This window comes from Alcanivorax borkumensis SK2, assembly GCF_000009365.1.
GTDB lineage: Bacteria > Pseudomonadota > Gammaproteobacteria > Pseudomonadales > Alcanivoracaceae > Alcanivorax > Alcanivorax borkumensis.
The window spans coordinates 2413222-2438004 of sequence record NC_008260.1; the positions used below are offsets into that span (position 1 = coordinate 2413222).

28 protein-coding genes are annotated in these 24783 nt (G+C 54.3%); 18 read left to right on the forward strand and 10 right to left on the reverse strand.

Annotated features, from left to right (window positions below):
- Window positions 1-6 precede the first annotated feature (6 nt).
- The 3 genes from ABO_RS10825 to ABO_RS10835 are packed head-to-tail and all read left to right on the forward strand — an operon-like array spanning window position 7 to window position 3169.
- Window positions 7-1467 carry a flavin-containing monooxygenase gene (locus ABO_RS10825; RefSeq protein WP_035458801.1) on the forward strand — a complete coding sequence of 487 codons (1461 nt, stop codon included), beginning with the start codon at window positions 7-9 and terminating at the stop codon, window positions 1465-1467.
- Window positions 1464-2414, forward strand: coding sequence for an alpha/beta hydrolase (locus ABO_RS10830; RefSeq protein ID WP_011589386.1), 951 nt, complete (start codon window positions 1464-1466; stop codon window positions 2412-2414). Before ABO_RS10825 ends, ABO_RS10830 begins: the two co-directional genes overlap by 4 nt.
- The gene (locus tag ABO_RS10835) at window positions 2411-3169 is read left to right on the forward strand and encodes an SDR family oxidoreductase (protein ID WP_011589387.1); all 759 of its coding nucleotides are present in this window, start codon (window positions 2411-2413) and stop codon (window positions 3167-3169) included. Before ABO_RS10830 ends, ABO_RS10835 begins: the two co-directional genes overlap by 4 nt.
- 142 nt (window positions 3170-3311) lie before the next feature.
- Here ABO_RS10835 and ABO_RS10840 read toward each other — a convergent pair whose 3' ends face one another.
- Window positions 3312-3752, reverse strand: a complete 441-nt coding sequence (locus ABO_RS10840) for a 3D domain-containing protein (RefSeq protein WP_011589388.1) — start codon at window positions 3750-3752, stop codon at window positions 3312-3314.
- Window positions 3753-3755: 3 nt separating this feature from the next.
- Between ABO_RS10840 and ABO_RS10845 the strand changes: the two genes are divergently transcribed.
- Window positions 3756-4721 (forward strand): alpha/beta fold hydrolase, encoded by a 966-nt coding sequence (locus ABO_RS10845; RefSeq protein WP_231483352.1) that lies wholly within the window; start codon window positions 3756-3758, stop codon window positions 4719-4721.
- A gap of 49 nt (window positions 4722-4770) precedes the next feature.
- Window positions 4771-5604, forward strand: coding sequence for an SDR family oxidoreductase (locus ABO_RS10850; protein WP_011589390.1), 834 nt, complete (start codon window positions 4771-4773; stop codon window positions 5602-5604).
- Between the two features lie 155 nt (window positions 5605-5759).
- Here the strand turns inward: ABO_RS10850 and ABO_RS10855 are convergent, their stop codons facing one another.
- From ABO_RS10855 to ABO_RS10865, 3 genes are all read right to left on the reverse strand, one after another.
- On the reverse strand, window positions 5760-6266 hold the full coding sequence (locus ABO_RS10855; protein WP_011589391.1) for an acyl carrier protein phosphodiesterase: 507 nt from the start codon (window positions 6264-6266) through the stop codon (window positions 5760-5762).
- Window positions 6267-6337: 71 nt separating this feature from the next.
- Entirely contained in the window at window positions 6338-6631 is a 294-nt protein-coding gene (locus ABO_RS10860) for a GNAT family protein (RefSeq protein ID WP_186326991.1), read from the reverse strand.
- Between the two features lie 59 nt (window positions 6632-6690).
- Window positions 6691-7029, reverse strand: a complete 339-nt coding sequence (locus tag ABO_RS10865) for a histidine triad nucleotide-binding protein (RefSeq protein ID WP_011589392.1) — start codon at window positions 7027-7029, stop codon at window positions 6691-6693.
- A 211-nt stretch (window positions 7030-7240) separates the two neighbouring features.
- Here ABO_RS10865 and ABO_RS10870 point away from each other — a divergent pair, with 211 nt between their 5' ends.
- Window positions 7241-8149 carry a 6-pyruvoyl trahydropterin synthase family protein gene (locus ABO_RS10870; RefSeq protein ID WP_011589393.1) on the forward strand — a complete coding sequence of 303 codons (909 nt, stop codon included), beginning with the start codon at window positions 7241-7243 and terminating at the stop codon, window positions 8147-8149.
- Window positions 8150-8299: 150 nt separating this feature from the next.
- Here ABO_RS10870 and ABO_RS10875 read toward each other — a convergent pair whose 3' ends face one another.
- On the reverse strand, window positions 8300-9247 hold the full coding sequence (locus ABO_RS10875) for a LysR family transcriptional regulator (RefSeq protein WP_011589394.1): 948 nt from the start codon (window positions 9245-9247) through the stop codon (window positions 8300-8302).
- A gap of 437 nt (window positions 9248-9684) precedes the next feature.
- Here ABO_RS10875 and ABO_RS10880 point away from each other — a divergent pair, with 437 nt between their 5' ends.
- Together ABO_RS10880 and ABO_RS10885 are read left to right on the forward strand one after the other, a co-directional pair.
- Window positions 9685-9957, forward strand: coding sequence for an Arc family DNA-binding protein (locus ABO_RS10880; protein ID WP_011589395.1), 273 nt, complete (start codon window positions 9685-9687; stop codon window positions 9955-9957).
- Window positions 9958-10120: 163 nt separating this feature from the next.
- Window positions 10121-11350 carry a GGDEF domain-containing protein gene (locus tag ABO_RS10885; RefSeq protein ID WP_011589396.1) on the forward strand — a complete coding sequence of 410 codons (1230 nt, stop codon included), beginning with the start codon at window positions 10121-10123 and terminating at the stop codon, window positions 11348-11350.
- Window positions 11351-11534: 184 nt separating this feature from the next.
- Here ABO_RS10885 and hmpA read toward each other — a convergent pair whose 3' ends face one another.
- The gene (gene hmpA, locus ABO_RS10890; protein WP_011589397.1) at window positions 11535-12758 is read right to left on the reverse strand and encodes an NO-inducible flavohemoprotein; all 1224 of its coding nucleotides are present in this window, start codon (window positions 12756-12758) and stop codon (window positions 11535-11537) included.
- Between the two features lie 90 nt (window positions 12759-12848).
- Here hmpA and ABO_RS10895 point away from each other — a divergent pair, with 90 nt between their 5' ends.
- Window positions 12849-13280: an Rrf2 family transcriptional regulator gene (locus tag ABO_RS10895; RefSeq protein ID WP_011589398.1), complete on the forward strand. Its 432-nt coding sequence runs from the start codon at window positions 12849-12851 to the stop codon at window positions 13278-13280.
- A 149-nt stretch (window positions 13281-13429) separates the two neighbouring features.
- Here ABO_RS10895 and ABO_RS10900 read toward each other — a convergent pair whose 3' ends face one another.
- A complete protein-coding gene (locus ABO_RS10900; protein ID WP_011589399.1) occupies window positions 13430-13864 on the reverse strand; it encodes a GreA/GreB family elongation factor in 435 nt (144 codons plus the stop codon).
- Between the two features lie 337 nt (window positions 13865-14201).
- Window positions 14202-15041 (reverse strand): LysR family transcriptional regulator, encoded by an 840-nt coding sequence (locus ABO_RS10905; protein ID WP_011589401.1) that lies wholly within the window; start codon window positions 15039-15041, stop codon window positions 14202-14204.
- Window positions 15042-15176: 135 nt separating this feature from the next.
- Between ABO_RS10905 and ABO_RS10910 the strand changes: the two genes are divergently transcribed.
- From ABO_RS10910 to ABO_RS10940, 8 genes are all read left to right on the forward strand, one after another.
- On the forward strand, window positions 15177-16616 hold the full coding sequence (locus ABO_RS10910) for a diflavin oxidoreductase (protein ID WP_148201456.1): 1440 nt from the start codon (window positions 15177-15179) through the stop codon (window positions 16614-16616).
- Window positions 16574-17035 carry a hypothetical protein gene (locus ABO_RS14295; RefSeq protein ID WP_231860991.1) on the forward strand — a complete coding sequence of 154 codons (462 nt, stop codon included), beginning with the start codon at window positions 16574-16576 and terminating at the stop codon, window positions 17033-17035. Before ABO_RS10910 ends, ABO_RS14295 begins: the two co-directional genes overlap by 43 nt.
- Window positions 17036-17206: 171 nt before the next feature.
- Complete coding sequence (locus ABO_RS10920) at window positions 17207-17533, forward strand: DsrE family protein (protein ID WP_011589405.1); 327 nt, start codon at window positions 17207-17209, stop codon at window positions 17531-17533.
- 15 nt (window positions 17534-17548) lie between these two features.
- The gene (locus ABO_RS10925) at window positions 17549-17962 is read left to right on the forward strand and encodes a DsrE/DsrF/TusD sulfur relay family protein (protein ID WP_011589406.1); all 414 of its coding nucleotides are present in this window, start codon (window positions 17549-17551) and stop codon (window positions 17960-17962) included.
- 3 nt (window positions 17963-17965) lie between these two features.
- The gene (locus tag ABO_RS10930; protein ID WP_011589407.1) at window positions 17966-18346 is read left to right on the forward strand and encodes a DsrE family protein; all 381 of its coding nucleotides are present in this window, start codon (window positions 17966-17968) and stop codon (window positions 18344-18346) included.
- The gene (locus ABO_RS10935; RefSeq protein ID WP_011589408.1) at window positions 18340-19341 is read left to right on the forward strand and encodes an NAD(P)H-dependent flavin oxidoreductase; all 1002 of its coding nucleotides are present in this window, start codon (window positions 18340-18342) and stop codon (window positions 19339-19341) included. The genes ABO_RS10930 and ABO_RS10935 overlap by 7 nt, the downstream gene beginning before the upstream one ends.
- A gap of 13 nt (window positions 19342-19354) precedes the next feature.
- Window positions 19355-19549, forward strand: a complete 195-nt coding sequence (locus ABO_RS14410; protein ID WP_144412641.1) for a hypothetical protein — start codon at window positions 19355-19357, stop codon at window positions 19547-19549.
- 50 nt (window positions 19550-19599) lie between these two features.
- Window positions 19600-19899 (forward strand): DUF488 domain-containing protein, encoded by a 300-nt coding sequence (locus ABO_RS10940; protein ID WP_144412643.1) that lies wholly within the window; start codon window positions 19600-19602, stop codon window positions 19897-19899.
- 162 nt (window positions 19900-20061) lie between these two features.
- On the opposite strand, the gene ABO_RS10945 is transcribed toward ABO_RS10940, so the two are convergent.
- The gene (locus ABO_RS10945; RefSeq protein WP_231483358.1) at window positions 20062-20964 is read right to left on the reverse strand and encodes a M23 family metallopeptidase; all 903 of its coding nucleotides are present in this window, start codon (window positions 20962-20964) and stop codon (window positions 20062-20064) included.
- Complete coding sequence (locus ABO_RS10950; RefSeq protein ID WP_011589410.1) at window positions 20945-22507, reverse strand: HD domain-containing phosphohydrolase; 1563 nt, start codon at window positions 22505-22507, stop codon at window positions 20945-20947. Before ABO_RS10950 ends, ABO_RS10945 begins: the two co-directional genes overlap by 20 nt.
- 279 nt (window positions 22508-22786) lie before the next feature.
- Here ABO_RS10950 and thrS point away from each other — a divergent pair, with 279 nt between their 5' ends.
- On the forward strand, window positions 22787-24703 hold the full coding sequence (thrS, locus tag ABO_RS10955; RefSeq protein ID WP_011589411.1) for a threonine--tRNA ligase: 1917 nt from the start codon (window positions 22787-22789) through the stop codon (window positions 24701-24703).
- Window positions 24704-24783: the final 80 nt, after the last annotated feature.

Consider the following 24783-nt stretch of genomic DNA (forward strand, 5'->3'; position numbering starts at 1 on the left):
TTTCCCATGCAAGTAACGCACAACGTGGTCATTATTGGTGCCGGCTTCGGCGGGCTGGGCATGGCTATTCGCCTAAAAGCTCAAGGCCAAGATAATCTGCTGCTTATTGAGAAGGGCCACGACGTGGGGGGCTGCTGGCGCGATAACACCTACCCCGGTGCCGCCTGTGATGTGCCTTCCCATCTGTACTCCTTCTCTTTTGAGCGCCACTACCCTTGGAGCCGTCGCTTCGCCCAGCAAAAAGAGATTTTTGCCTACCAGCAATACTGCGCTCGCAAATACGATCTATACCGCCATATACGCTTCAACACAGAAGTGGCAGAGGCGCGTTTTCTGGATGAACCCGGCTTATGGGAAATCACCATGACCAACGGCGAGGTCATCACCTGCCGAGCGTTGATCACTGCCACCGGTCAGCTCAACCAACCCGCCTACCCACCACTTTCAGGAATTGAAGACTTTCAGGGCCCGCACTTTCACAGTGCTCGCTGGAACCACGATGAGGACCTCACCGGTAAAACCGTAGCCGTGGTCGGCACCGGCGCCAGCGCCATTCAGTTTGTTCCCGAAATTGCCAAGGTGGCCGGCAAGGTCAAACTGTTCCAGCGCTCTGCAGCACATGTGATTCCCAAACCGGATCGCGCCTACCGCAAGGCCGAACACTGGATGCTGAAAAAGTTGCCCGTGACACAAACCCTGGATCGCATGCGTATCTATGCCGCCAATGAAGCACGGGTGCTGGGGTTTACCTCCTTCCAAAAAGCCATGCTCGTCTACGAATGGCTCTTTGCCCGACAACTGAAAAAACAGATTAAAGACCCAGTACTGCGCGAAAAACTAACCCCAGATTACCCCATGGGCTGTAAGCGCATCCTGATGTCCAACGATTATTACCCTGCGCTAGCCCAAGCGAATACGGAAGTGATCAACTACGGTATTGATGCGGTAGATAAGAAAGGCCTCACCGATAGTAGCGGCACCCACCACAAAGTGGATGTAATCATTTACGGTACCGGCTTCAAGGCCACCGAATTTCTTACTCCAATGACCATTACTGGCCGCAACGGAAAAGACCTGAATAGCACCTGGCGGGACGGTGCAGAAGCGTACCTCGGCATTACTGTACGAGGCTTTCCAAACCTGTTCATGCTCTATGGCCCCAACACCAACCTGGGCCATAACTCGATTATTTACATGCTGGAAAGCCAAATCCATTACGTTCAACAATGCTTGGCAGAAATGGACGACCAACAGCTTCATTCCATGGAAGTACGCGAGAGCGTACAAGCGCGTTTCAACGATAACGTGCAGCGCAAAATCAGCGACACCGTTTGGGACAAGGGCTGCCACAGCTGGTACAAAACCGATAGTGGTAAGAACACCAACAACTGGCCCGGTTTCACTTTTGACTACCGCCGCCAAACCCAACACTTGCAACTCAACGACTACGAGTACAAATCCCTATGAGCCTGTTTGTTGATCGCATCAGCCGTAGCCAGTCGACACTGCAACAAGTACTGGCAGGCACGCTACGCCAATCCCTGGCACTACTATTCAAACCCGTTGCCAATCCACGCTTCAGCTTTACTGCACAGCGGCGCTGGCTAGACATTATGGCCCACAGTACCCTCAAAGCCCGAGGCATCGGCAGCCACGATAACGCGTTAGCCAATGTACCTTGCCGCCACTACCAGCCGTTGCATGCACAAACTACCGTGCTCTATTTACATGGCGGTGGTTACGTGGCTGGGAGTCCGGACAGCCACAAGTCCATTACCTCGCACCTAGCCAAATTCGCCAATGCCCATGTGGTGGTGCCGGATTACCGGCTCGCTCCGGAACACCCCTGCCCTGCCGCCATCGAAGACGCCGTCGCGGTCTACCTAGCTCTGCTAGAGAGCGGCGTAAGCCCCGGCTCTCTAACGTTGATGGGCGACTCCGCTGGAGGCGGATTAGCACTGGCCACGCTGCAAGCGTTAAAAGCCAGCGGTAAGCCGCTACCCAGCAGCGTTATTCTTTTTTCCCCCTGGGTTGACCTAACCTTGGGACAGCTTTACGACACCGACCGAGATATCATGCTAAGCCATAGCTGGCTAGCCAGCGCGGCTGACGCCTATGCGGGTAATGATACCCGCAATGTCCAGTGCTCCCCGCTGTTCGGCGAACTAAGTGACTTGCCCCCCACGCTAATCCAAGCCGGCGGCGATGAAATTCTGCTTAATGATAGCCACCGTCTGTGCGCTGCTTTAAACGAAGCGGGCACCCCAACACGGCTACAGATTCACCCGCAACGCTGGCACGATTTTCAATTACACGCGGGTGTACTTGCAGACTCGGATCACGCTCTGATGACCTGCGCACGCTTTATTCACCAACATGCCATCCATGACCATGAAGAGGACGCTCACGCATGAAACGCATCATGATTACTGGCGCAGCTAGCGGCATTGGGTTGGCCACCGCCACCTTCTTCCATAACAAGGGCTGGCAGGTGGGCCTTACCGACATCAATGAAACCGCCCTAGCCAAGCTCGCCAGAGAACTGAATGGCAGCTGGTATCAGCGTCTGGATGTAACCGAAGCAACCGCCTGCCAGAAAGCCTGCGAGAGCTTTTCTCAAGGCAAGGGCTTTGATGTGCTCTTCAACTGCGCAGGGGTTTTGCGCATGGGGCATTTCGAAGACATCAGTGCCGAGCAGCATAAACAAATCATTGATATCAATGTGATGGGGTTGATCAACATGACCTTGGCGGCTCAACCCCATCTACAACTGAGCACTGAGCCCGTAGTGATAAACATGAGTTCCGCCTCTGCGCTCTACGGGGTGCCGCATCTAGCGTCCTACTCCGCCAGCAAATTTGCCGTGCGAGCACTCACCGAAGCCCTCAATATCGAATGGGCACGCCAGGGTATTCGCGTGGTGGATATCATGCCCCCCTTTGTGAAGACCCCGATGATCGACGGGGCCATTTTCCGCGCCCCGGTAGTGGACCGCTTGGGCGTCAATCTCACCGCCGAAGACATCGCCGCTAAAGCCTGGCAAGCCGCAAATGAAAACGTGCCGGTTCACAATCCTGTAGGCCGCACATTTAAGTTAATTAAGTTGATGGACAAGGTATTGCCCAGTGTTTCCACCAAGCTGACCATGACATTTCTTAGCCGCGAATAAAAACGTCGTAAGCGTTAAGCTGCCGCACGACGGAAAAGATAATAAGGATTAAAAATAAAGGAGCCATGGCCAAGGTCTGGCCTCGGCTCCTGTGCATTGAAAGCTGAAACCAGTTATACCTACTGTAATTTTCAGCTTGCAACTACTCCTTCGGCCGAGGGAAACGGATTTTGACTTTACGGCGCCCCCATTCACGTGCAGCCTGCAAGTCCTCCCCCATATAAATATCAATTTTGCGTTTCCAGCGGCGATGCATCTTATCCTTCACTTGCCAAACACCAGGCAAGCCCTCGATGGTAACTTCCACATTGTGCGTAAGCCCCATTGAAATCAAATCACGGGACACAGCAATGACTTGCATACACGGTTTTAACCGATCGCCCCAGGCGGCCAACGCATGGTCGCTTCCCGCCCCCTGCCCATACAGTGAATTATAGGCCGAGGCCGTCACTGTCAATTCCATCATCGGGACCGATGGCACGTCTTGCGCTTCACAACGTGAAGCCAGTGAAGAGCTAGCGACTAACACCAAAGAAAAAAGGGCTACATTCACTCGCCGTTGCAACGACACTGCTATGGTCATGGCATGACTCTCCGCTCTGCTCATCCTGTTATTCGCTTTTCTCTTATTCTTTTTATTGGGGCACTGATGGCTGCGTGTGGCTTTTACTCTGAAAAACCACCCAAGGGCAGCAGTATACCTAAGCTCCTCACCAATACGCTGCGCGAGTGGGCGCCTACTGGCCCGCCTCGGGGTGTCATCTTAGGCTTACATAGTTTTGGTGATTTCGGCGCGGCCTTTGAACAGGTTGGCCCCTGGTTCGCGGACGCCGGCTATCTGTTTGTGGCCTATGACCAGGCAGGGTTCGGCGACCGACAAAAACAAAGCCGCTGGGCAGGTGAGCACCAACTGGTTGACGACGCAGCAACACAAATTCGTCGACTGCACCAGGCATACCCGCAGCCCCTGTTTGTGTTCGGTGAAAGCTTAGGCGGTGCTGTAGCTATATTGGCCGCCCAACAACAACGGGACAAACTCGCTGGGCTGGTGCTGGCCGCGCCTGCAGTGCGCGAAGGCATTCCCTTCCGCTACGGCTGGAATGCAGCTATCGCAACCGCTGCCACTCTAGCCCCTGGCTACCTACTGACCGTGGAGCGCCGAGCTGACGACCCTAGCCTGTCGCCCCTCAGTGCGCAACGGCTGGCCAAGAACCCCCGCGTTATGCGTGAGGTACGCATGGACGCCTACTGGGGCCTGATCAAGCTAGCCGACAGCGCCAGCGATTCCGCTAACCACCTCAACATCCCCACCCTATTGCTGTACGGAGGCAATGACCATTCCGTCCCCGAGGCCGGCATTACGAATCTGCGCCAGCATTTATCTGCTAACAACCAAGGGAAATACCGTTTCTACCCGCAAGCGCCACACCTGTTACTTCAGAGCCAGGAATGGCAGCGAATTTGCAGGGACATTGCACAATGGCTTACCCGAAGCCAAACACCACAGAAAAACACAAAAAATGGCCTGACCGGCTCCACCCCCGCCCTGTGAGGCCTGTTAAGCTGGCAACACACCAACAGGAAAAAGGGCATCCATAGCCATGAGCAAACGCGTACTCATCACCGGCGGTAATTCCGGCATTGGTTTCTGCACGGCAGAACAACTCGTCGCGCGCGGCGCAGAGGTCATCCTCGCCTGCCGCGACCAAACGAAAGGCCAAGCCGCCATTGCCAAAATCAAGAATGCTCATCCGCAGGCAAAAATACGCTTATTTCCGTTGGATCTGGCAGATCTTGAACAAGTCCGTGATTGCGCGGCTCAGCTCTATCAAGAACTGGGACACATTGATGTTTTGATCAACAATGCCGGCGTGGTCCCGACCCGGCAGGAATTCACCAAAGACGGATATGAAATGCAGTTCGGAGTGAATTATCTCGCTCCAGTACTGTTCACCCACCTAATGCTGCCGCTGTTAAAAAAAGGCACCGCACCGCGCATCCTCCATGTGGCTTCTGTGGCTCATTGGCTAGGCCGCATCAATAAGAAAACGTGGAAGGGCCGCAAACCCTATCTGATTATGGATGCTTACGGGCAGTCCAAACTGGCCAACATCCTGTTCAGCAATGTGCTTGCAGACCGTCTGAAAGAAATTGGCATTACCAGCAACGCTCTGCACCCCGGCGGCGTGGACACCCCGATTTTTCGCCACGTCCCCAACGCCATTATGGCGCTCATTCGCCCTACGCTCACCACCCCGGAAAAAGCCGCTTCGCTTCCGGTAAGCCTGGCCTTAGACAAACAATACGTAGGCATCACCGGGGAATATTTCGCTAACCATAAAACGGCTCTTCGCTCGCCCCGGGCGCGCAATAGCAGCTTGGCTGATGAGTTGTATTACGACACCATGGCCGAGTTGGGTATACCTGCGTTATAAGCCAAGGGGAGTTGCCAACGACAAGCTGCAACACGCAAGAGAGCAAAAAGCTCTGAAACAGAAGGGCAGCGTCCGAAGTCTTGGCGCAGCCCTTTTGTTGAAAAAATGTCGCGCTCTCTGGAGCGTGAAACGTGAGGCTTGTCAATAAAGCGCCCTCACTCCAGCCCGCTCTCCCTAACCTTCGCCTGTAACTGGGGGTAAAACGTCAGAAACCCTTCTTCCAACTCCCGATAACGTGACCCGATTTCCTCAATGATGCCACCGAAGGAATTGGCAAACCGAATCCGCGCAGCGATCACATCCAGCGCCTCGCCAACCTTGGTCAAATCACCGTACTGATTGAGCAAATCAAACGCGATCAATCGCTCTACCCGCTGCTGCATGGGCCCGTGCATTAAGGGCAATCCCTGTTCAAGCTGGCGGTAATGGTGCGCAATAGCCTGTTCTCTGGGGACGTCATAAAACCGCACCCAATGCTGCCAAAGGAAATGGTCGAACAGCACATCCAGTGCCACCCCAGCAAAACGGCGGCGGCCAGACGAAAAGGTTCGACGCTGCGAGGTAACCCAAGGATGGTGGTCGGTAAAGTGGTCCACCAGACGGTGGTTATCCAGGCCTCGGCGCAGTGGCCCCGTCAGCTCACTAACGTCCACTCCACGCATAAAATCCCCAAGCACATTGCCAACCTTCGATGATACCGTAGGTTGCGCCAAGGATAGGTGGGCGAGGTAATTCACCGCGCACTACCCGCCCATCGATACCCCAGGTTCTTTCGCATCGCAGACCACTCCTGTTCAAGAGAGGGGAACACTACCGTATCGCGATATACCCCATCGGCTGAGTGGGCACACTGCCGGAGCACCCCATCCTGCTTGGCATCCAGGCGGACAATGGCCGTGCGGGATGCGTGGTTGTACCCGTGCGCTCTCAGTTCCACAACAATAGCATTCAGCGTATCCAAGGCATGGCCCAGCAACAGCAACTCACACACCTTGTTCACCGCACTGCGCTGCAAACGGCGCGCCATTTTAGGTACTCCGGTAAGGGAATTAAACGGTCTTGGTCGACCTACACGCGACCAGGAGATCAGCCTGGCGGCCAACTAAACGAACGCCCACCCAGCACATGCACATGCAGGTGAAATACAGTTTGGCTGGCGCCGGCGCCGTTATTCACGTTCAAGCGAAAATCCTCCAGCCCTTCTTGTTTGGCCACCTGGCTGGCCACCAGTAGTAAATGCCCAAGCAGCGCCTGATCGGCTTCTTCAGCATCAGACAACTTAGCAATCGGCTTCTTGGGAATCACCAGAAAATGCGTAGGCGCCTGCGGGTTGATATCCCGGAAAGCCAGGCACTGGTCGTCTTCAAAGATGATATCAGCAGGAATTTCACGGTCGATGATCTTGGAGAACAGGGTTTCAGCCATTGTCTTTTCACTCCTTGGGTAACGCTAGACCAAAGCAGGGCATTGGTACTCATGATGTGCATTTCACTGTGTATCGGGTGTGCCCCGGTTCACAGCTACGGCGATAACTGCTCGTAAAATGTTCGCTGTGGACCACAGTGCACCTTAGCGGCAGCCCAGAATAATGGCATTATAGTGGCCTGTCTAAACCCACCATCATCACCGGAATAGCATGGCCACTCTTTTTGTCGAAAATTTAACTGTCGCCGATTTCTCTTACCTCCATTCCAAGCGCGGTATGGTGGGTGAATCATGGCTTGTTGACCTAGAACTCAGCGGCGAGCTAGATGATCAGGGCATGGTCTTCGATTTTGGCCACATCAAGAAGCAAATCAAACAGCTCATTGATGACAATGTCGATCACCGCCTACTGGTTCCGGTCGACAGTGACCAGGTCACTATTACTGAGCGCGATAAAGACATCAGCCTTGAGTGGATATATCGTGGCGGCACCATCCGTATGATCGCCCCCAACCAAAGCCTACTTTTAATGGCCGGCCCGGAAGTCACCAAGGCCAGCCTGACCCTGTATCTGATGGACCTGATCCAAACCGTAGTGCCCAAAAATGTGGAGGAAGTGCGCGTAGTTCTGCGCGAAGAAGATACTGGAACCGCGCCGTTTTACCACTATTCACACGGTCTAAAAAAACATGATGGCAACTGCCAGCGCATTGCTCACGGCCACCGTTCCAATATCCACATTTTCGAGAATGGCCGCCGCAGCCGTTACTGGGAAAAGCTGTGGGCGGATCGCTGGGAAGATATTTATCTAGGCACCGAAGAGGACCTGGAAGGCACTTACTATATCGACGAAATCCCCCATCACCGATTCCGCTACGATGCACAGCAGGGGTATTTTGAACTGGTGATCCCGGAAGATCACTGCTACATGATCGATACAGACACCACCGTAGAGCAGCTGGCGACCCACATTGCCAATCAACTGGCCACCGAAGCCCCGGGCAAACACTTTCGTGTCCGGGCCTTCGAAGGCGTAGGTAAAGGAGCCATTGCCGACGCCGGCGAAAACATGCCGGGCAAGACCCACAATAGCTGGCTCAGCAGCACGCCGGTAATCTAATAGCAAGGGAACGACCCTATCCCTACCGATGGAGCGCCAAGCCGAAGTGCACAGCTCGCACCTCGGCCATGGCGCACGAACAAAACGCTACAAGGCCGACAACACACCAATTCGTGTTTTCAACGTTCAGCTCGGCACGCGTAACGTCTCTTATTCCTCTGCCAGAATACGCTCCGCTTCCTCCTGAATTAGCCGGCGCAGCCAGCGATGGGCTACGTTGTGATGCAGCAGCGACGACCAGGCCATCTTCAATTCGAATTCGGGAATATCGAACGGCGGTTGCTTGATCAGCAAACGCTCATTTTGAGCCTGCATTCTTGCCACACGGCTAGGGAGCGTGGCTACCAGGTCATTGTTCATGGCCAACAAGGCCGGCATTTGATAGTGACGCGTAAAGATACTGATCTTACGGCTCGTGCCCAATTGCTCCAGCGCATGATCAATCCACCCCAACCCGCCGAGCTTTTCCGGGTTCATACCAAACCCTACCCCGAAACCAGTTTTCGACACCCAAATATGCTGAGCAGACAGATAACTATCTAAGTCGAACCCTTTCGCGATGGGGTTATCCCGATTGAGCAGGCAAGAGAACGAGTCTTTCCACAGGCTCACCTGATGGAACGATCCTGGGATTTCGTTAAAGCGGTTCACCGCCATATCGACCCGGCCCTGCTCCATGTCGTGGTAGCTCACATCCGACGGCGTCAAAAAATCGAGCACCACATTGGGCGCTTCGGCACGCAGGCGGCGCACAATATGCGGCACCAGGGTCGCTTCCGCATAATCGCTGGTCATGATCCGGAAAACACGACGGCTATCCGCAGGCTGAAAAACATCTTCGGGGGTGAACAGCTGCTCTGCCTGAGAAAGAATTTGACGCACTAGCGGCCGCAACTCATGGGCTCGTTCCGTCGCAGTCATACCATCACTAGTACGGATCAACAGCGGGTCGCCAAACAATTCCCGCAGCCGCTTCAGGGAGTTACTCATTGCCGGTTGAGTAATGCCTAACTGCTCCGCTGCACGAGTCACATTCTGCTCGCGTAAGAGCACATCCAGATACTTGAGCAGATTCAAATCTGCCGCCCCAATATTCATTAAGTGAATAGCCGCCCATTCTTACATCAGTAAAAGAAATTGTAACACTGTATGATCCGCGCTGACATCGTGTCCCCGGTTCACATGAACACACCTTTTCCCCCGTAATAGCCTTTACGGTAGCGAGCATTAACAAATTGCAATACTGGCACGCTGCTAGTATCGCTTTAAAGCAAAAAAATGCGTAAGGTTCGGCTGTCTGATGCAAATGCTTTATGTGCTCATTTTTTATCAGCCTAGCAATCCATGCTCCATACGAAACACAAAAACTGAGTACCAAAGGTGTTCCCGTAAGAAAATTGCGATGTGTCCACCCCTCAAGGTATTGCAACAGCCTGCAGCTTGTATCCCGATAACAGCACAGCCTGCTCTGTTGTCATAGGCCGGCAAGCCTCGTGCGCCAGCCATATGTAAGTAGGCGTGATTCAGAGGTTAATATGACAAACAACGCAACCACGCGGACTGAAAAGTTCGTGGTTCGTTTTCCCTATGGCATGCGAAACCAGGTCGCCGAGGCAGCCAATGATAGCCATCGCAGCATGAATGCAGAAATTATTGCCCGTCTGGAGCACAGTTTGGACAATTGGCCCCAAACCCTGCCCCACACAGAAACCCCCGTTCCACAGGGCAATGAAGAAACCGCATTACTGGAACGCTTTCGCCAACTCTCCCGGAGCAAGCAACAAGCACTATTAGCTCTTTTGGATTAAGTTGACGCGCCAAGACTAACGACAACCGGCCTTCTGTCCCTACAATACGCCGCTACTAACCACGCGGCGATTATCTGTTCGGCAACACTTTGCACTATGATGACTACATGATGCTCAAAAAACGCCGTCACCGATTCATGGACCGACAGGAGTCTTTACCGCTGTGACTGCAAACCAGAACCACACGCCATTGCCAACCGGCAACGATATTACGTTACCGTGGCATCTGCGCTTGCCCAAACCGCTGGAAAAGGACTTCCGCCTCTACTTCCGGGCCAGCGCGGCTAAGTCTACGCCTTGGGCCCTGGCTCTAGTGGCATTCCTTATTGTCTCCGCCATGTTTATTGAGTCACGCATTTCTGTCGATGTCTTAAGCTTTTCCTGGCGGTCAAGGCTGTTCACCTTGATGCTCACCGGTGGCTGCCTTGTGCTGCTGCGCAAACCTCAGTGGCGCAACTGGCTTCACGAAGCCACTCTAGTGCTCGCTTTTGCCATCTCGCTCACCGGCAATTATCTAGGCGTCACCATTGAGCCCTCATTGTCCTATCCCTTTTTCTTGCATACACCACTGGCTATCCTGATGATCTGCATCTTGATCAGAGTGCCCTTCTATGTAGCACTGGGCAGCTCGGCGATCATGATTGCTTGCATGATCTTTAGCCTGCAGCTCAACCCCGGCCGGTACCCCTTTGAACCAACCACCTTGGTGCTGGTCTCGCTGGCCTTTACCTGCACTGGGCTGTTCGGCCAATATGTTTACGAACGGCTTCTGCGCCAGTACTTTCTCTCCGAACACGTGCTATTCCAGCACAGAAATGAATTACACTCCGCCAATCTGGTGCTGGAAAATCAGGCCACTGTCGACGGCATGACCGGCTGTATTAATCGCCGGGGAATGGAAAGCCGCCTGAACCACCTTTATCACCAGCTAAAACAAAAAACCCCGGATGCCCCCGAGCGCATTACCCTGATATTGTTCGATATCGATTTCTTCAAACAATACAATGACACCTATGGCCACCCAGCCGGGGACGAGTGCCTGAAAAAAGTAGCGAGTGTGCCGCTGGGGATGGTGCAAAGCGATACCGATTTCGTCGCTCGCTATGGTGGCGAGGAATTTGTCATTACCCTGGCGGACTCCAGCTTCAACGATGCACTGGTGTTTGCCGAGCGCATGCGTAACCGGGTAGAACAGCTCGGAATCCCCCACAGCGGCTCCCGGATCAGCCAAGTAGTTACCATCAGTGTCGGGGTCGCCTGCTCGGACAGCAATGCAGAAAATGGCGGACAGCTGTTAAAGATGGCGGACGAAGCACTTTATCAGGCAAAAGGCTCCGGTAGAAACCGCGTAGCACTGATGAGCAATCAAGGCGTGGTTGAGGTATTGAATTAAACGGCGGCTACGCAAAACTGATTCATTGATTCTTACTTACAAAGGCCGCGCCCTGAATGTTAAGCGCGGCCAAGCCTTTAGCTTTAGCGTCATATCAAAAACGGCTAACACGTGGTTGAGTGTGCCCTCCTACCGATTAAGTTGGCACAGTGGGTTTGCACGCTAATCCGCAACAGCTTGCTATTTACGCCGCAAGTCCTTCTGCCGGTCCAAAGAACTCATAATGGATATCGGCATCGTCCACACCTTTATCCTGCAACAGCCCATACACCGCTTTGAGCATCGGTACCGGACCACAAAAATAATACTCTGCGCGGCGATCGCCCACCAGCTGATCCAGCAATGCGCAATCCAGAAACCCTGTGCTGTCAAAGTCAACCTTCTCCTGGTCCTGGGCAGACGGCTCACTATAACGAACATGACAATGCAAGTTATCGTGGTTGTCCGCCAACTGCTGCAACTCTGCAGCAAAAGGCCGAACAGCGCCATTCAGGGCACACTGGATAAAGATCACTTCACGACCCTGTTGGTGAGCCAGCGCCCCATGTAGCATCGAGAGCAGCGGCGTGACGCCCACCCCACCGGCAACTAACACTAATGGCACTCCCTCAGCATTCGCATCGGCCAGGGTAAATTCACCACAGGGTGGCGCCACCTCGACAACATCACCTTCCTGAAGATGCTCATGGATATAACCGGAGCACACCCCATCGGGCGCTTCGTCAGCGAGGGCTCGCTCCCGTTTCACACTAATTCGGTAATGGCTTTCCCCCGGCGCACAGGACAAGCTGTAGTTACGCATTACCGGTAGCCCACCCGGCGGCGTCACCCGCACAGTAATGTACTGGCCAGGCTGATGTGGCTGCAGTGCCTCCCCATCTTGGCGAGCAAGATAAAGAGAAACAATATTCTCACTTTCCTGCTCACGGCGAGCGACAACAAAGGGCTTGAAACCCTGCCATCCGAAAGTATCTTGCTGGTGCTGATACAGCGCTCCTTCACGCCCAATAAAAATATCCGCCAGTGCACCGTAAGCCGCCGCCCAGGCATCAATAATTTCCGACGATTCATCGATCCCCAGCACTTCTTGAATGGAGGCCAGCAGGTTTGCACCAACAATGGGATAGTGCTGTGGCTGAATCCCCAAAGAAACGTGTTTCTGGGCAATCAATTCCACGGCATCCGCCAGTGCAGCCGGGTTATCGACGTGCTGGGCATAGGCACAAATAGCACCAGCCAGAGCGCGCTGCTGGGTTCCGGCCTGCTGATGGGCCGGATTAAAAAACGCTTGCACCTCCGGGTTTTCCCGAAACATACGCGCATAGAAATGCCGAGTGAGCGTCTCTCCATTTTCCTGCAGCACAGGAACGGTTTGTTTAATAACAGCCAGTTGGCTCTGGGTAAGCATGGCGTGACTCCTGTTGGCGACCAATAATAGGCATTTTACATGCCTCTTTTAAATGGGCATATTAGATACTCATTTTTTGGAGGTCAAGCCATGCAACTCACAACACATACGGACTACGCCCTGCGGACTCTCATTTACCTCTCCCTACGGCATGACAAGCTCCCAACCACCATCCAGGAAATCGCCGATGCGTACCACATCTCCAACAACCACGTAGCCAAGGTTGCACAGACACTGGTACAACTGGGTTATGTGCAGAGTTTAAGAGGCAGGAGCGGCGGCTTGGTAATGGCCAAACCTGCAAACGAGATAAACGTGGGGGAGCTGATACGGCAGACAGAAAACCTCAAACTACTGGACTGTTTTGGCACAGAATCGTCTTGCCCAATAGACCCTGCCTGCAAGCTGAAAAACGCACTAGGCAAAGCCCAAGCCGCCTTTCTTCAGACTCTAGATCAATACAACTTGGCAGACTTCACCGATAATAGCGATGAGCTTCGCATCCTGCTCAAACAAGTTTAAAGCAGGGCACTCAAGGCGCCCTGTCGCCATTATTTATTGGCTCTTTTTTCTCGTCGTTTCTCTTTTAGAGTTTTTTGCGGTTTTTTCTTCGTTTTTTCTTTACTCATAACGTTTTTCCTTCAATTTGACTGCATACTTTTTCGTATTCTTTACGGCAAATCGTGCAAAACAGAACCCTCCTTCTTCTCGTTAAAAATTCTACTTCCTGCTGGTTTTTTTACTTTCAACAAAAGATATCGGTGTCGATGACCGAGAAAATCCACATTGACCACCGCGCCAGGCAAGGACCCAAGCAAAGCCGCGCCCAGCGGGGAAAGCACAGAAAGATCTTTGTTATCCAGGGGTCTTTTTCCAGCTTCTGCCAAAATGAAAGACATCTGCTCTTCATCTTCAAGGCTGAATAAAAAAACGCGATCGCCTACCGCTGCCGCAGCAAGATCGCTCTCGACGCCACGCAACATCTCAATTTTCTCCATCACTTCCATGAGCCGAACCGGCGAAAGAAAGAACAGGGGTGTTTTTGCTAAATAGCGTTTTCCATAGCCATAGCGAAACAACGACAAACGCTTCATAAGCGCAGCCATAAACCGTTCACCAAATTAATAAGAAAAGAGGGGGGTATCGAACGATGTCGAAAACGGAAAATAAGCCGGACGGGTTCCGCCCGGCTTAAACCGGAAAGGTGGGGAGAAAATCCATCCAAAGAGAGAAAAGATAAAACACAACGGCGTTCCTACATTGAGCTTGAACCGAATATAGAAGCAACCATAGCCGGAATAATAAATATAGCAAGCCTCAAAAAAGAAAGCGGCGTTTTCATTATTGAGAAAATTATTTTCGCGAATTTTCACTTAAGAGCGGTTTCTCATAGAACGGCGCGCAGAAACACTATAATCCTCACACCCCAGCGCCATCTCACTGTTACCACTGCGGCTGATCATCCAGTGTGGTCTGCAACACAGAGAAGGCACTTTCCAGCTGCACGCTTTTTCTGGCACGGGAATACACCAGAAACACCGGGTAACTGAACTCGGGGGCGTCGGTTTCGCGAATCAGCGCCCCGTTTTCCAAATATGGCTGAGCAACACGGGTTCGGAAATAGCCACTACCCCCATTAGCCACTAGGTACTGAATCGCCAGCGGCCCCAAATCCATAGTTAGGCCGGCACGGGCCTTTTCCGGCTGCGCCACATCGTGTTGCTGGCGAAAATGCGCCCCCCAATCCACATATACATAGGGCTCCGCCGTGTGGGAGGTGCGGACCAGAATCAGTTTCTCTTCAAGCAACTGCTCCACCTGCATACCGGGCCAGTAATCCGGCTGATGAACCAGCACCGCATCCAGCACGCTCTGCTCCAGCCGCTCATGCAATGAACGGGGCTCGCCCACCTCAATACGCAAAGCCACATCCGGCAACACCTCCCGCAGCGCCGATAGCCAGTTGAGCAGCAGTGGATTCCACAGGCTGATCTCCGCCCCCAATGTCAGCACTGATTCAGCGCCCTGCGGTAACGGCAGCTCCCTGCGGGCAGCTTCCCAGGTCTGAACCAGCTGGCTGGCATGGCTGGCAAACCGCTCTCCGTGATCCGTCAGCGTCGCCCCGCTGCGGTTACGCACAAACAGCCGGCACCCCAGCTGCCCTTCCAGGTTCTGCACCCGCGCTGTAACTGTAGTCTGGGTTATGTGCAACCGATCCGCCGCTGCCATAAAGCTGCCGGTGCGAACGATTTCCAAAAAGGTACGGGCCAGATCAATATCCAATGGGGGCTCCTCACACAAGCTCAAACCAAACTTATATCAACATCTTCGATATTAAATCCCCTTATATTTCATTATTTCCTATAAAAAAGAGCCTTCATACTCATTGTCATGGTAATAACCAGAGCGCCCCATTCCATGACGCCCCCGCAAACGACAACCCCCTTTTCCGCCCCTCAGTGGCAACAGGTTCAACAACTGCTAGGCCTATTGGATCAACGCCAAGCCCTCTGGCTCAGTGGCTACTTGGCCGCCGGCGCGCCGGCGGCCGCTCCACAGGTTGCCCCCACCCCAAGTAATGCCGCGCTTATCGCCTACGGGGGCGAAACCGGCAACAGTGAGAGCATCGCCCAAGCGCTGGCCGAACAGGCACTCCAGCAAGGCATTCGCGTGGACGTGCAAGACTTGGCCAAATTGCGGACACGACAACTCAGCAAACGCAAACACCTATTGCTTATTTGCAGCACCCACGGCGATGGAGACCCTCCCGAACCCGTGGTGCCTTTTTACGACGCCTTGATGGCCGATAATGCACCGCGCCTGGAAGGCCTGCAGTTCTCGGTACTGGCACTGGGCGACAGCAGCTACGAGCACTTTTGTGTCACCGGCCAGCAGCTGGATGAGCGACTGGAAGCGCTGGGCGGCACGCGCTTGCACCCGCGTCAGGAGTGCGACGTAGACTTTGACGAACCCGCTGCCCGCTGGGGTAAAGCCGTACGCGAGCAGCTGCCCCGTAGCGATCAGCGTGGAGCCACATCCACGATAACGAGTGCGCCCGCCCACTCCGCACTGACCTACAGCAAAAGGCATCCGCTCAGTGTCGAGGTACTGGAAAACCTAAACTTGAGCCACCCGCAGCGGACCACGCCGATCCATCATCTGGAGCTGGCGTTGAAATCCCCGGACTTCTCCCTCGCCCCTGGGGATGCGGTCGGGGTACTCGCCGACAACCCACCGGCATTGGTCGCCGCCGTGCTGGATGCCTGCCATCTATCTGGAGAGGCGCCGGTCATTGTTCAGGACGAATCCATGCCATTGGTGCAAGCACTCCGCCAGCATCAAGACCTGACCATCCCCAGCACCCGTTTTTTGGAACAGTGGGCGCAGCCGAGTGATAGCCCGATTCTGAAACAGCAATTGAAAGCCCCCAGCAAGGCACAGCGGCAATACTTGAAAACCGTCCAGGTACTGGATCTGCTACGTCAGGCGCCCGCCACACCGGACCCGCAAGCCCTGGTCGATGCCCTGCGCCCGCTGCAACCGCGCTTGTACGATGTGGCCAACAGCCTGGAGCACATCGACGATGAGCTGCACTTGAACGTGAAAGCGTATCGCTACGACATTGCCGGTCGGCAGGAAAGCGGCATTGCCTCCCAATACCTGCTCACTCTGGAACCCGGTGACACCGTGCGCATTTATCCGCACCGCAACGCCCGCTTCCATTTGCCCGATGACCCGCACATTCCGGTCATCCTGATTGCCGAGGGCAGCGGCATCTTGAAAATGGCCGTGTCGATGGCGCCCTGCGAGATCAACTGGGAGGGTTTTTCCAGCAGTTCGGCGGACGTATCCGCATGACCACCAACCAGAACCTGCAGCTGACCCACGTGGAAGAACACGAACGGGAACAGATCAGCTGGCGACTGGACGATTTAGGTCTGAGCCAGCGGCTCAAGCCCGACCTGCAAGCCGCCCATATGCTCAGTTGCGTAGCCTTCCCCACCTGCGGTTTGGCCATGGCCGAAGCGGAACGCTACATGTCAGACCCGCTTGATCTGTTTAATCGCCTCAAACAGCAGTACGGCCTCAGACAAGTACCGATCACCTTGCGCGTAACCGGTTACCCAAACGGGTGTGCTCGCCCTTATCTCGCAGAAATTGCCCTAACTGCCGCGCTCCGGGACTCTACAACTTATACCTGGGCAGCAGTTTTAACGGCGACAGACTCAACCGTCTGTACGCCAGCAACGTCAATGAAAGCCTTTTCATTGACCTGATTGCTCCGTTGTTCGAAGCCTTTGCCCAGCAAAGAGAGTGTGGCGAATCGTTTGGTGACTTCCTCATTCGCAGTCAGCAACTCGATTGCGAACGTGATAACACCCCACTCAATAACAACCCGGCAGATGCGCACCCCATTGCCCTCCAGCCCCATTGAATCAGGAGTGACCATGTCCGATTACTTGTTTATCCAAAGCCAGGACCCGTTCACCGAGGTCCGCACCGAGCACCAGTTCGCCCTTGCCGGCCAACTCTACGATGCCGGGCATAACGTGCGCCTGCTACTGGTACAAAACGGGGTAACCCCGGCCCACAAAGGCGCGCGCAGTGTGCATTTCGACAAGCTATTGAAATGGGGCGTACCGGTGCTGGCCGATAATTTTTCTCTGAAACAACGGCAAATATTGGAGAAGGACCTGAAAGAAAACATTGCCAGCAGCAGTCTCGACACCGTTATCGACGCCCTGCTCGACGGCGAAAAAGTCATCTGGAATTGAGTCATTGGAGTCATCATGAGTAATAGCAAAACACTGACCTTTGCATTCATGGATCCACCGTTCGAGAGTGAACGCACGGTAACATTTTTTCGACTGCTGGACGCCGCGCTGGAAAAAAACGCTAACGTTCGCGTGTTTGCCTACGAAGGTGCTGTCGCTCTGTCTTTTTCCAAACAAGCCCCCCATGGCAACGCCGTACACGGCCTCAACCGTGAAGAAGAATCCCTCCCGCTGAGTAAAGATTGGGTTGCCGCCTTGCAACAAAAAGCCACTGACAAAGGGCTGACCTTCGAGTGGATCAACTGTGGGCTGTGTGTAGACGAACGCGGCGTTAACGACGTGATCGACGGCTGCGGGCGAGGCGGCCCACCGGATTTATGGCGCTACGCCAGCAAGGCCTTCAACACTCTCACCATTGGCACGAGGTAAGCCATGAAAGCCCTACAAGTTATTGATCAGGCATTTCGTACCACTACCGAAGAGCAGGACGACACCATTCTCTGGCTTACCCAATCCATGCGCGGTGCCGGTGGTCATTTAACCGTTCTACTCAGCGGTCATGCCGTGTATTACGCCACTCAGCACCAAACACAACCGGCCTTAACGATTGCCGGGTGGGCACAAACCCAACCCGCCAACCTACCGCGAGATATAGGTAACCTACTGCACAGTGGCGTGCCCGTTTTCGCGGTTACCGAAGACCTGGAAGAGCGAGGCCTGGATCGCCAAACCCTGCTCGACGGTGTACAGGCAGTCAGTCGCCAAGGCTTGGTCAACCTATATGAAAGCGTGGATCAGATCTGGCAATGGTGATGCTTCCTAAGCCACTACGTACCCCTCTGCTGCATACCCTGGGCTGCGAACTGCCTATCATGCTGGCAGGCATGGGCGGCGTGTCTCGCCATCAATTGGCGGCGGCGGTAAACCAGGCGGGTGGCTTCGGCGTACTGGGCATGGTCCGTGAACCCGTGGAACGCATTCGCCAGGAAGTGGAAGCACTACGTGCCATCAACGATGGCCCGTTTGCGGTTAACCTGATTCCCGCCGCCACAGAACGGCGTCTGCTGATGGACCAAGTTGCCACTTGCCTGGCGCTACAGGTAGACGCTTTTGTGTTCTTTTGGGATGTGGATACCGGCCTGGTGCAATACCTGAAACAAGAAGGCAAGCAGGTGATCTATCAGGTGGGCAACCAGCGCGATGCAGACCTGGCACAATCCGCAGGCGCCGATGTCTTGATCGTGCAAGGGCACGAAGCCGGCGGCCATGTTCGTGGCACCACGGCCACCTTGTCACTGCTCCCCCAGGTCGTCGCCAATAGCGACGTACCGGTGGTGGCTTCCGGCGGCATTGCCAGCGGCGGCGCCATGCTGGCGGCGTTCTCCATGGGCGCGCAGGGCGTCAGCCTGGGCAGCGCTTTCCTTGCCACCCATGAAGCCAATGCGCACTCGCACCACAAACAACGCATCGTTGATGCCCGCGCCGACGATACCGTTTACACCACGCGCTTTTCTCGTAACTGGCATGAACCCGCGCCGGTCCGCGTGCTCAGCAACGCCGTCACTCGAGGCGATTACGATGAAGCCGACCCGGATACCTGTATCGGCGAACAGGACGGGCAACCGATTTATCTATTTTCCACCGATTCACCGTTAACGGGCGCCCAGGGGAAACTCGACGACATGGCACTGTTCTGCGGCCAATCGTGCAGTCAGATCAACGCGATCACCAGTGTGCAGCAGCGCATCGATACACTGCTCGACGAGGTACATATTCGCATTGCCGCGTTATACAGGGATTCACGCTGACCGGAGGTCTTCCATGTCACCACCGACTAGGCAAGAAACACCACAACGCGAACGTATTCGTCCGCTACCCAGCCTTGTTCTCCTTCTCTTGGTTACCGCATCCCTGTGGGGCGCCGTCTATATCCTCGCCCAATATGTTCACCCTCACGGCTCCAGTGCCTGCCCCCAGCACTGCCAGACCAGCGAACAACACCGCAACAAAACCTGATACCGTTACTTCAAAAAAAGACAACCGCTATCCGTCTAGGGAGGTCAGACATGTCTTCAACGCAAATTAACATTCACTGCAAACGCGCCTACGAAAAGCCTGCACCAAATGATGGCTATCGGCTTCTCATCGACCGAATATGGCCACGAGGCGTCAGTAAAGAGGACCTGAAAATAGACGAATGGAACAAGGAATTAGCCCCTTCTGATGAGTTGCGAAAATGGTTCGATCACGACCCTAAAAAGTGGGCCGCGTTTTACCAGAAATATCACCATGAATTACAAAAAAACATGCATAAAGAAACACAACATGCATTACGAAAAAAGCCAAAACCAGCGGCCTTACGCTAGTTTATGGTGCTAAAGACGAAGCTCACAACAATGCCGTAGCGCTGAAAATGTATCTACAACAGTCGGATACGTGAGGGCACATTAACGCGATATAACTTCCGTTATGTTTTCTCAAAGCAAACACCACAAACTCGATTTTTTTTCGCTCTAATAATAGGGTTGTTACTTCATCGGCGGCACAATAGTAACCGGGTCCAACTTGACCTCGAACCAGTTCAGGCGCCAGTCCAGGTGTGGCCCGGTGGCACGACCAGATGCGCCCACCTTCGCCACCTGCTCGCCCTGTTTGACCGTCTGCCCCTCTTTCACCAAAACTTCGCTAAGGTGAATCATGGTGGACGACACCCCATAACCGTGGTCCATAATCAGGGTGCCGCCAGAGTAATAATTATCTTTCTGCACCAACGTCACCACCGCATCCGCTGGCGCCACCACCACGGTGCCCGAGGGCCGAGCCACATCCACACCATAATGCGGCCGACCAGGCTTGCCGTTATAAACTCGCTGACTGCCGTACACCCCACTGATACGCCCGGTAAGAGGCCATTGAAAATCACTCAGAAACGCGAGCAAGTCTGAGTTTGTATTCCGTGCTTTTTTGATCTCGGCGACTTCTTTACGAATGCGTTTTAGCACCACCTCCGGTGGAGGCTCTACTGTGCGCTTAGGCACCCCTTCGATACGCTGTATCGCATACTCACGCTTATCCAGCGTCACGAGAACTTGTTGTTGTTCACCGTTTTTTTCCAGCACCAACGTCTGTTGTAAATCAGCATCACGGCCTACACCAATAACGAAAAAACCCTCATCAGTGGTCCGCACCGTGCGATCGTCAAACCGCACCGTCACACCTCGCTCCACCTGCCCACGCAACAACGCCCCTTGAGTCCGTTGACCTTCCAATGACAACAACCAGTCATTCGCTATGGACAAAGAAGACAACAAGCAAAGCAATACAAAAAAAAGAGTACGCACAGAAAACCTCAAAGACGAATGGGATGGCAGTTTTGTGAGCGCCACCAACGGCGCATCTACAAAAAGCCCTTCATAAAAATTGACTGCCATCGTCCACATCCAACTGCACTGGGTCTAGATGCTTCTCGCTGTACTGGCGCCACACCCGTGAGCGAATGAAAAGCTGGTAAAGATCCGGGTCCAAATGATTGTTATTGCGCATTCGCTGCATGATACCTAGCGCTTCACTGAGTTTGAGTGGTGTTTTATAAGGGCGTTCCTTAGCCGTCAGTGCCTCGAACACATCAGCGATGGCCATGATGCGAGCGGGGACCGACATCTGCTCTCGGGTGAGTCCAAGCGGAAAGCCGGTGCCATCCATTTTCTCATGGTGGCCACCGGCATATTCCGGCACCTGCTTAAGCTTGCGGGGAAAAGGGAGCGAGCCCAACATGTCTAGGGTCACATCCATATGACCATTTATAATCTGTCGCTCCTCTGGTGTCAGCGTGCCGCGCGCAATACACAGGTTGTACACTTCCTCGTCGCTGAGCAACGGCTTTTCCTGCCCCCAGACATCAGTCCAAGTACGCGCCGCGATCTCCTTCACCCGCTGCTGGTCCACCGCCGCCATGGCCTCACCACCTCGGTTAATTCGCTCAAGAAAAGCCAATTCCTCTTTCAGTACGCCGATATCCTCTTCCATGCGCAGGCGACTGGCAGGCTCATCGGCTGGATTAAGTAGGCTGGCCTTTTCATAACGAAACTGAATCTGCGCACGTAAAGTTGCAAAGCGACTGGCCACCTCATTAATCCGATCATGCAGTGTGTGCAGCTTAGTGGACTTGTCGAGCACCGAATCCGGTGTCGCCAACTTGCCACAATCGTGTAACCAAGCGGCCACATGCAGCTCGTACCAACCATCCTCATCCAGTGAAAAATCAGGAAACAGTATCTGATCATCACAGGCCGCCTGGGCCAGCATTTCTGTAATGACCGGCACTCGCTGACAGTGGGCACTGGTATGGGAGCTCTTCGCATCAATGGCCTGGGCCAGCACCTTGATAAAGGCATCCAGCAAATCCTTTAGCTCCTGTACCTGGCTAAGGTTACTCAAGGCTATGCCGCCATAGGTCAGCAGCGACTGAAACATCAGATGACCATTTCCGCCCAAACGCTGCAAGTTGCGCGGCACGGGCTTGTCATAGGCCAATTGCAGCACACCAGTAACAAGGCCTTCATGGTTATATAATGGCCAAAGCTGCAGTCCTTTGGCCTGCGGAGCCAGTTCGGCAAGCAACTTCTGATCAACCTCGCCAAGGCGAGTTTGCGTCAACGCGACGGTGAGAGGTTCTCCGGCGGTAAAACACTGCTCGACAATACCGCCATCAGCGTCATTGCCTAATGGGCGGAACCAGTGAGGTTTCTCTTTTATTTCATCACTTTCACCGGTGGCATCATGGCACAGACAATTCAAGCCGGCCTGCGGCCGGCCATCGGTATACAACCATACCCAGCCGGTGTCCGCGTGGCACAGGTGGCGTACTTCCTTGAGCAGCGCACTTAGCAAGCGCGGCACATCCTTTTGCTCACTGAGATGTTGCGCGACCCGCAACAAACGTGGCAACGATTCACTATCCGTCATTCGTCGCATCTGTAGAGGGTGATGTCATGAGTTATCCCGCTCCATCGGGTTGATCCTTGGACTCTCATCGGTCTCTCTATCATCTATTCCGCCTATGCCTGCCCGCCAAGCATAGGCGGGAGCCCGCGAACAGGCAAAACTCTATGCGACAGGCCATTTAATTCCCGTCAATCGCAATCACGCCGGCTAAATCGAGCCCTGTTTAATAGTCGCCGCACCTTGATGCGGAGGGCCTGATTGCCTACCATCTTCCGGTTCTGAGCCAACCACCTGGATCCCTTGTCACTCATGAGTGTGAGCTATCAACTGCCCGATGGGGCAAATATGGAGTTTGAGCAGCCGGTCTCCGCCTTGGAAATTGCCGGTCGCATCAGTAAAAAACTCGCCAAGCAAGCTTTGGCCGCTAAAGCCAACGGCAACCTGATTGATGTCTATCTGCCCATCGACGACGGCGCCACGGTGGAAATCATCACCCGAGATACCGACGAAGCCCTAGAGCTTATTCGTCACGATGCCGCCCATGTTATGGCCCAAGCCGTGCAGGAGCTGTTTCCAGACACCCAGGTGACTATTGGCCCAACCATTGCCAACGGCTTCTATTATGACTTCCATCGGGACATACCGTTCACACCGGATGACCTGAAAACCATTGAAAAGCGCATGCTAGAGATTGTGCGCCGCAATGAGGAAATAAGGCGTGAAATATGGGATCGAGATGAGGCTGTCGCTTTTTTCCTGGAAAAAGGTGAAGAATTTAAGGCCGAAATCATCCGTGACCTGCCCGCCGATCAAGAAGTGAGCCTCTATCGCCAGGGCGATTTCATCGACCTGTGTCGTGGCCCGCACCTGCCCAGCACCAGCAAACTGGGCGATGGCTTCAAACTGACTAAGGTCGCTGGCGCTTACTGGCGTGGCGATGCTGACAAGGCGCAACTACAGCGCATCTACGGCACCGCCTGGCGCGACAAGAAAGAGTTGAACGCTTACCTCAAACAGCTTGAAGAAGCGGAAAAACGCGATCACCGTAAACTGGCCAAGGAAATGGGTCTATTCCATATCCAACAAGAAGCGGTAGGCAGCATGTTCTGGCACCCTAAGGGCTGGCGCATGCGCAAAAACCTGGAAAATTACATCCGCGGAAAAATGGAAAAAGGAGGCTATGAAGAAGTCTCCACTCCGCAAATGATGGATCGTATTCTCTGGGAACAATCCGGCCATTGGGACAAATACGGCGAAGACATGTTCACCGTCTGCACCCACGACCACAAAGAAATGGCCGTGAAGCCGATGAACTGCCCCGGCCACGTACAGATCTTCAAACAGGGGATCACCAGCTACCGAGACTTGCCCATTCGCTTGGGAGAGTTCACCACCCTGTTCCGTAACGAAGCCCACGGCGCCCTACATGGCCTGATGCGAGCCCGCTCGTTCAGCCAGGACGATGCTCACATCTTCTGTACCGAAGAGCAGGTTAACGAAGAAACCGCCGGCTTCATCAAGATGCTGCGCGAAGTCTACGCAGATTTTGGATTCGACTCGTTCCGTATCAAATTCTCGGACCGCCCGGATAACCGCGCCGGCTCCGACGAAACCTGGGACAAAGCCGAAGGCGCACTGCGCTCGGCGGTGGAATCCCTGGGCCTGGAATGCGAGCTTAACCCGGGTGAAGGGGCCTTCTACGGCCCAAAACTGGAGTTCGTGCTCCGTGACGCCATTGGCCGTGACTGGCAGTGCGGCACCCTGCAGGTGGACTTTGTGCTGCCCGATCGCCTGGATGCCGAATACGTGGCCGAGGACGGCTCCCGCCAGCGCCCAGTCATGTTGCACCGTGCTGTTCTGGGCTCTTTGGAACGCTTCCTCGGCATCCTGATCGAGTCCACCGCCGGTCACCTACCCCTGTGGCTAGCGCCGCGGCCGGTGGCGGTTTGCACCATTACCAACTCCGCCGACGAGTATGCCACCACCGTGCAGCAGAAACTGGTTGCCGCCGGGATACCGGCAGAGCTGGATATTCGTAACGAGAAGATTGGCTTCAAGGTCCGTGAGCACTCCCGCGCCAAAACCCCGCGTATCTGGGTAATTGGCGAGCAGGAAGCACAACACAACCAAGTCGCTATTCGTACCCTTGGCTCCCAAGCCACCGAAACCGTAGATCTGGACGAAGCCGTGGCGGCCTTGGCCGAAGCAACACGCTTACCGATCTGACCCGGCGCCACTGGTAAGAGTACCCCTCAAGGTGCGAACTGTGCTCGGGAAAGCTTTCGCAAGCAGGTTCGCCCCTCAAG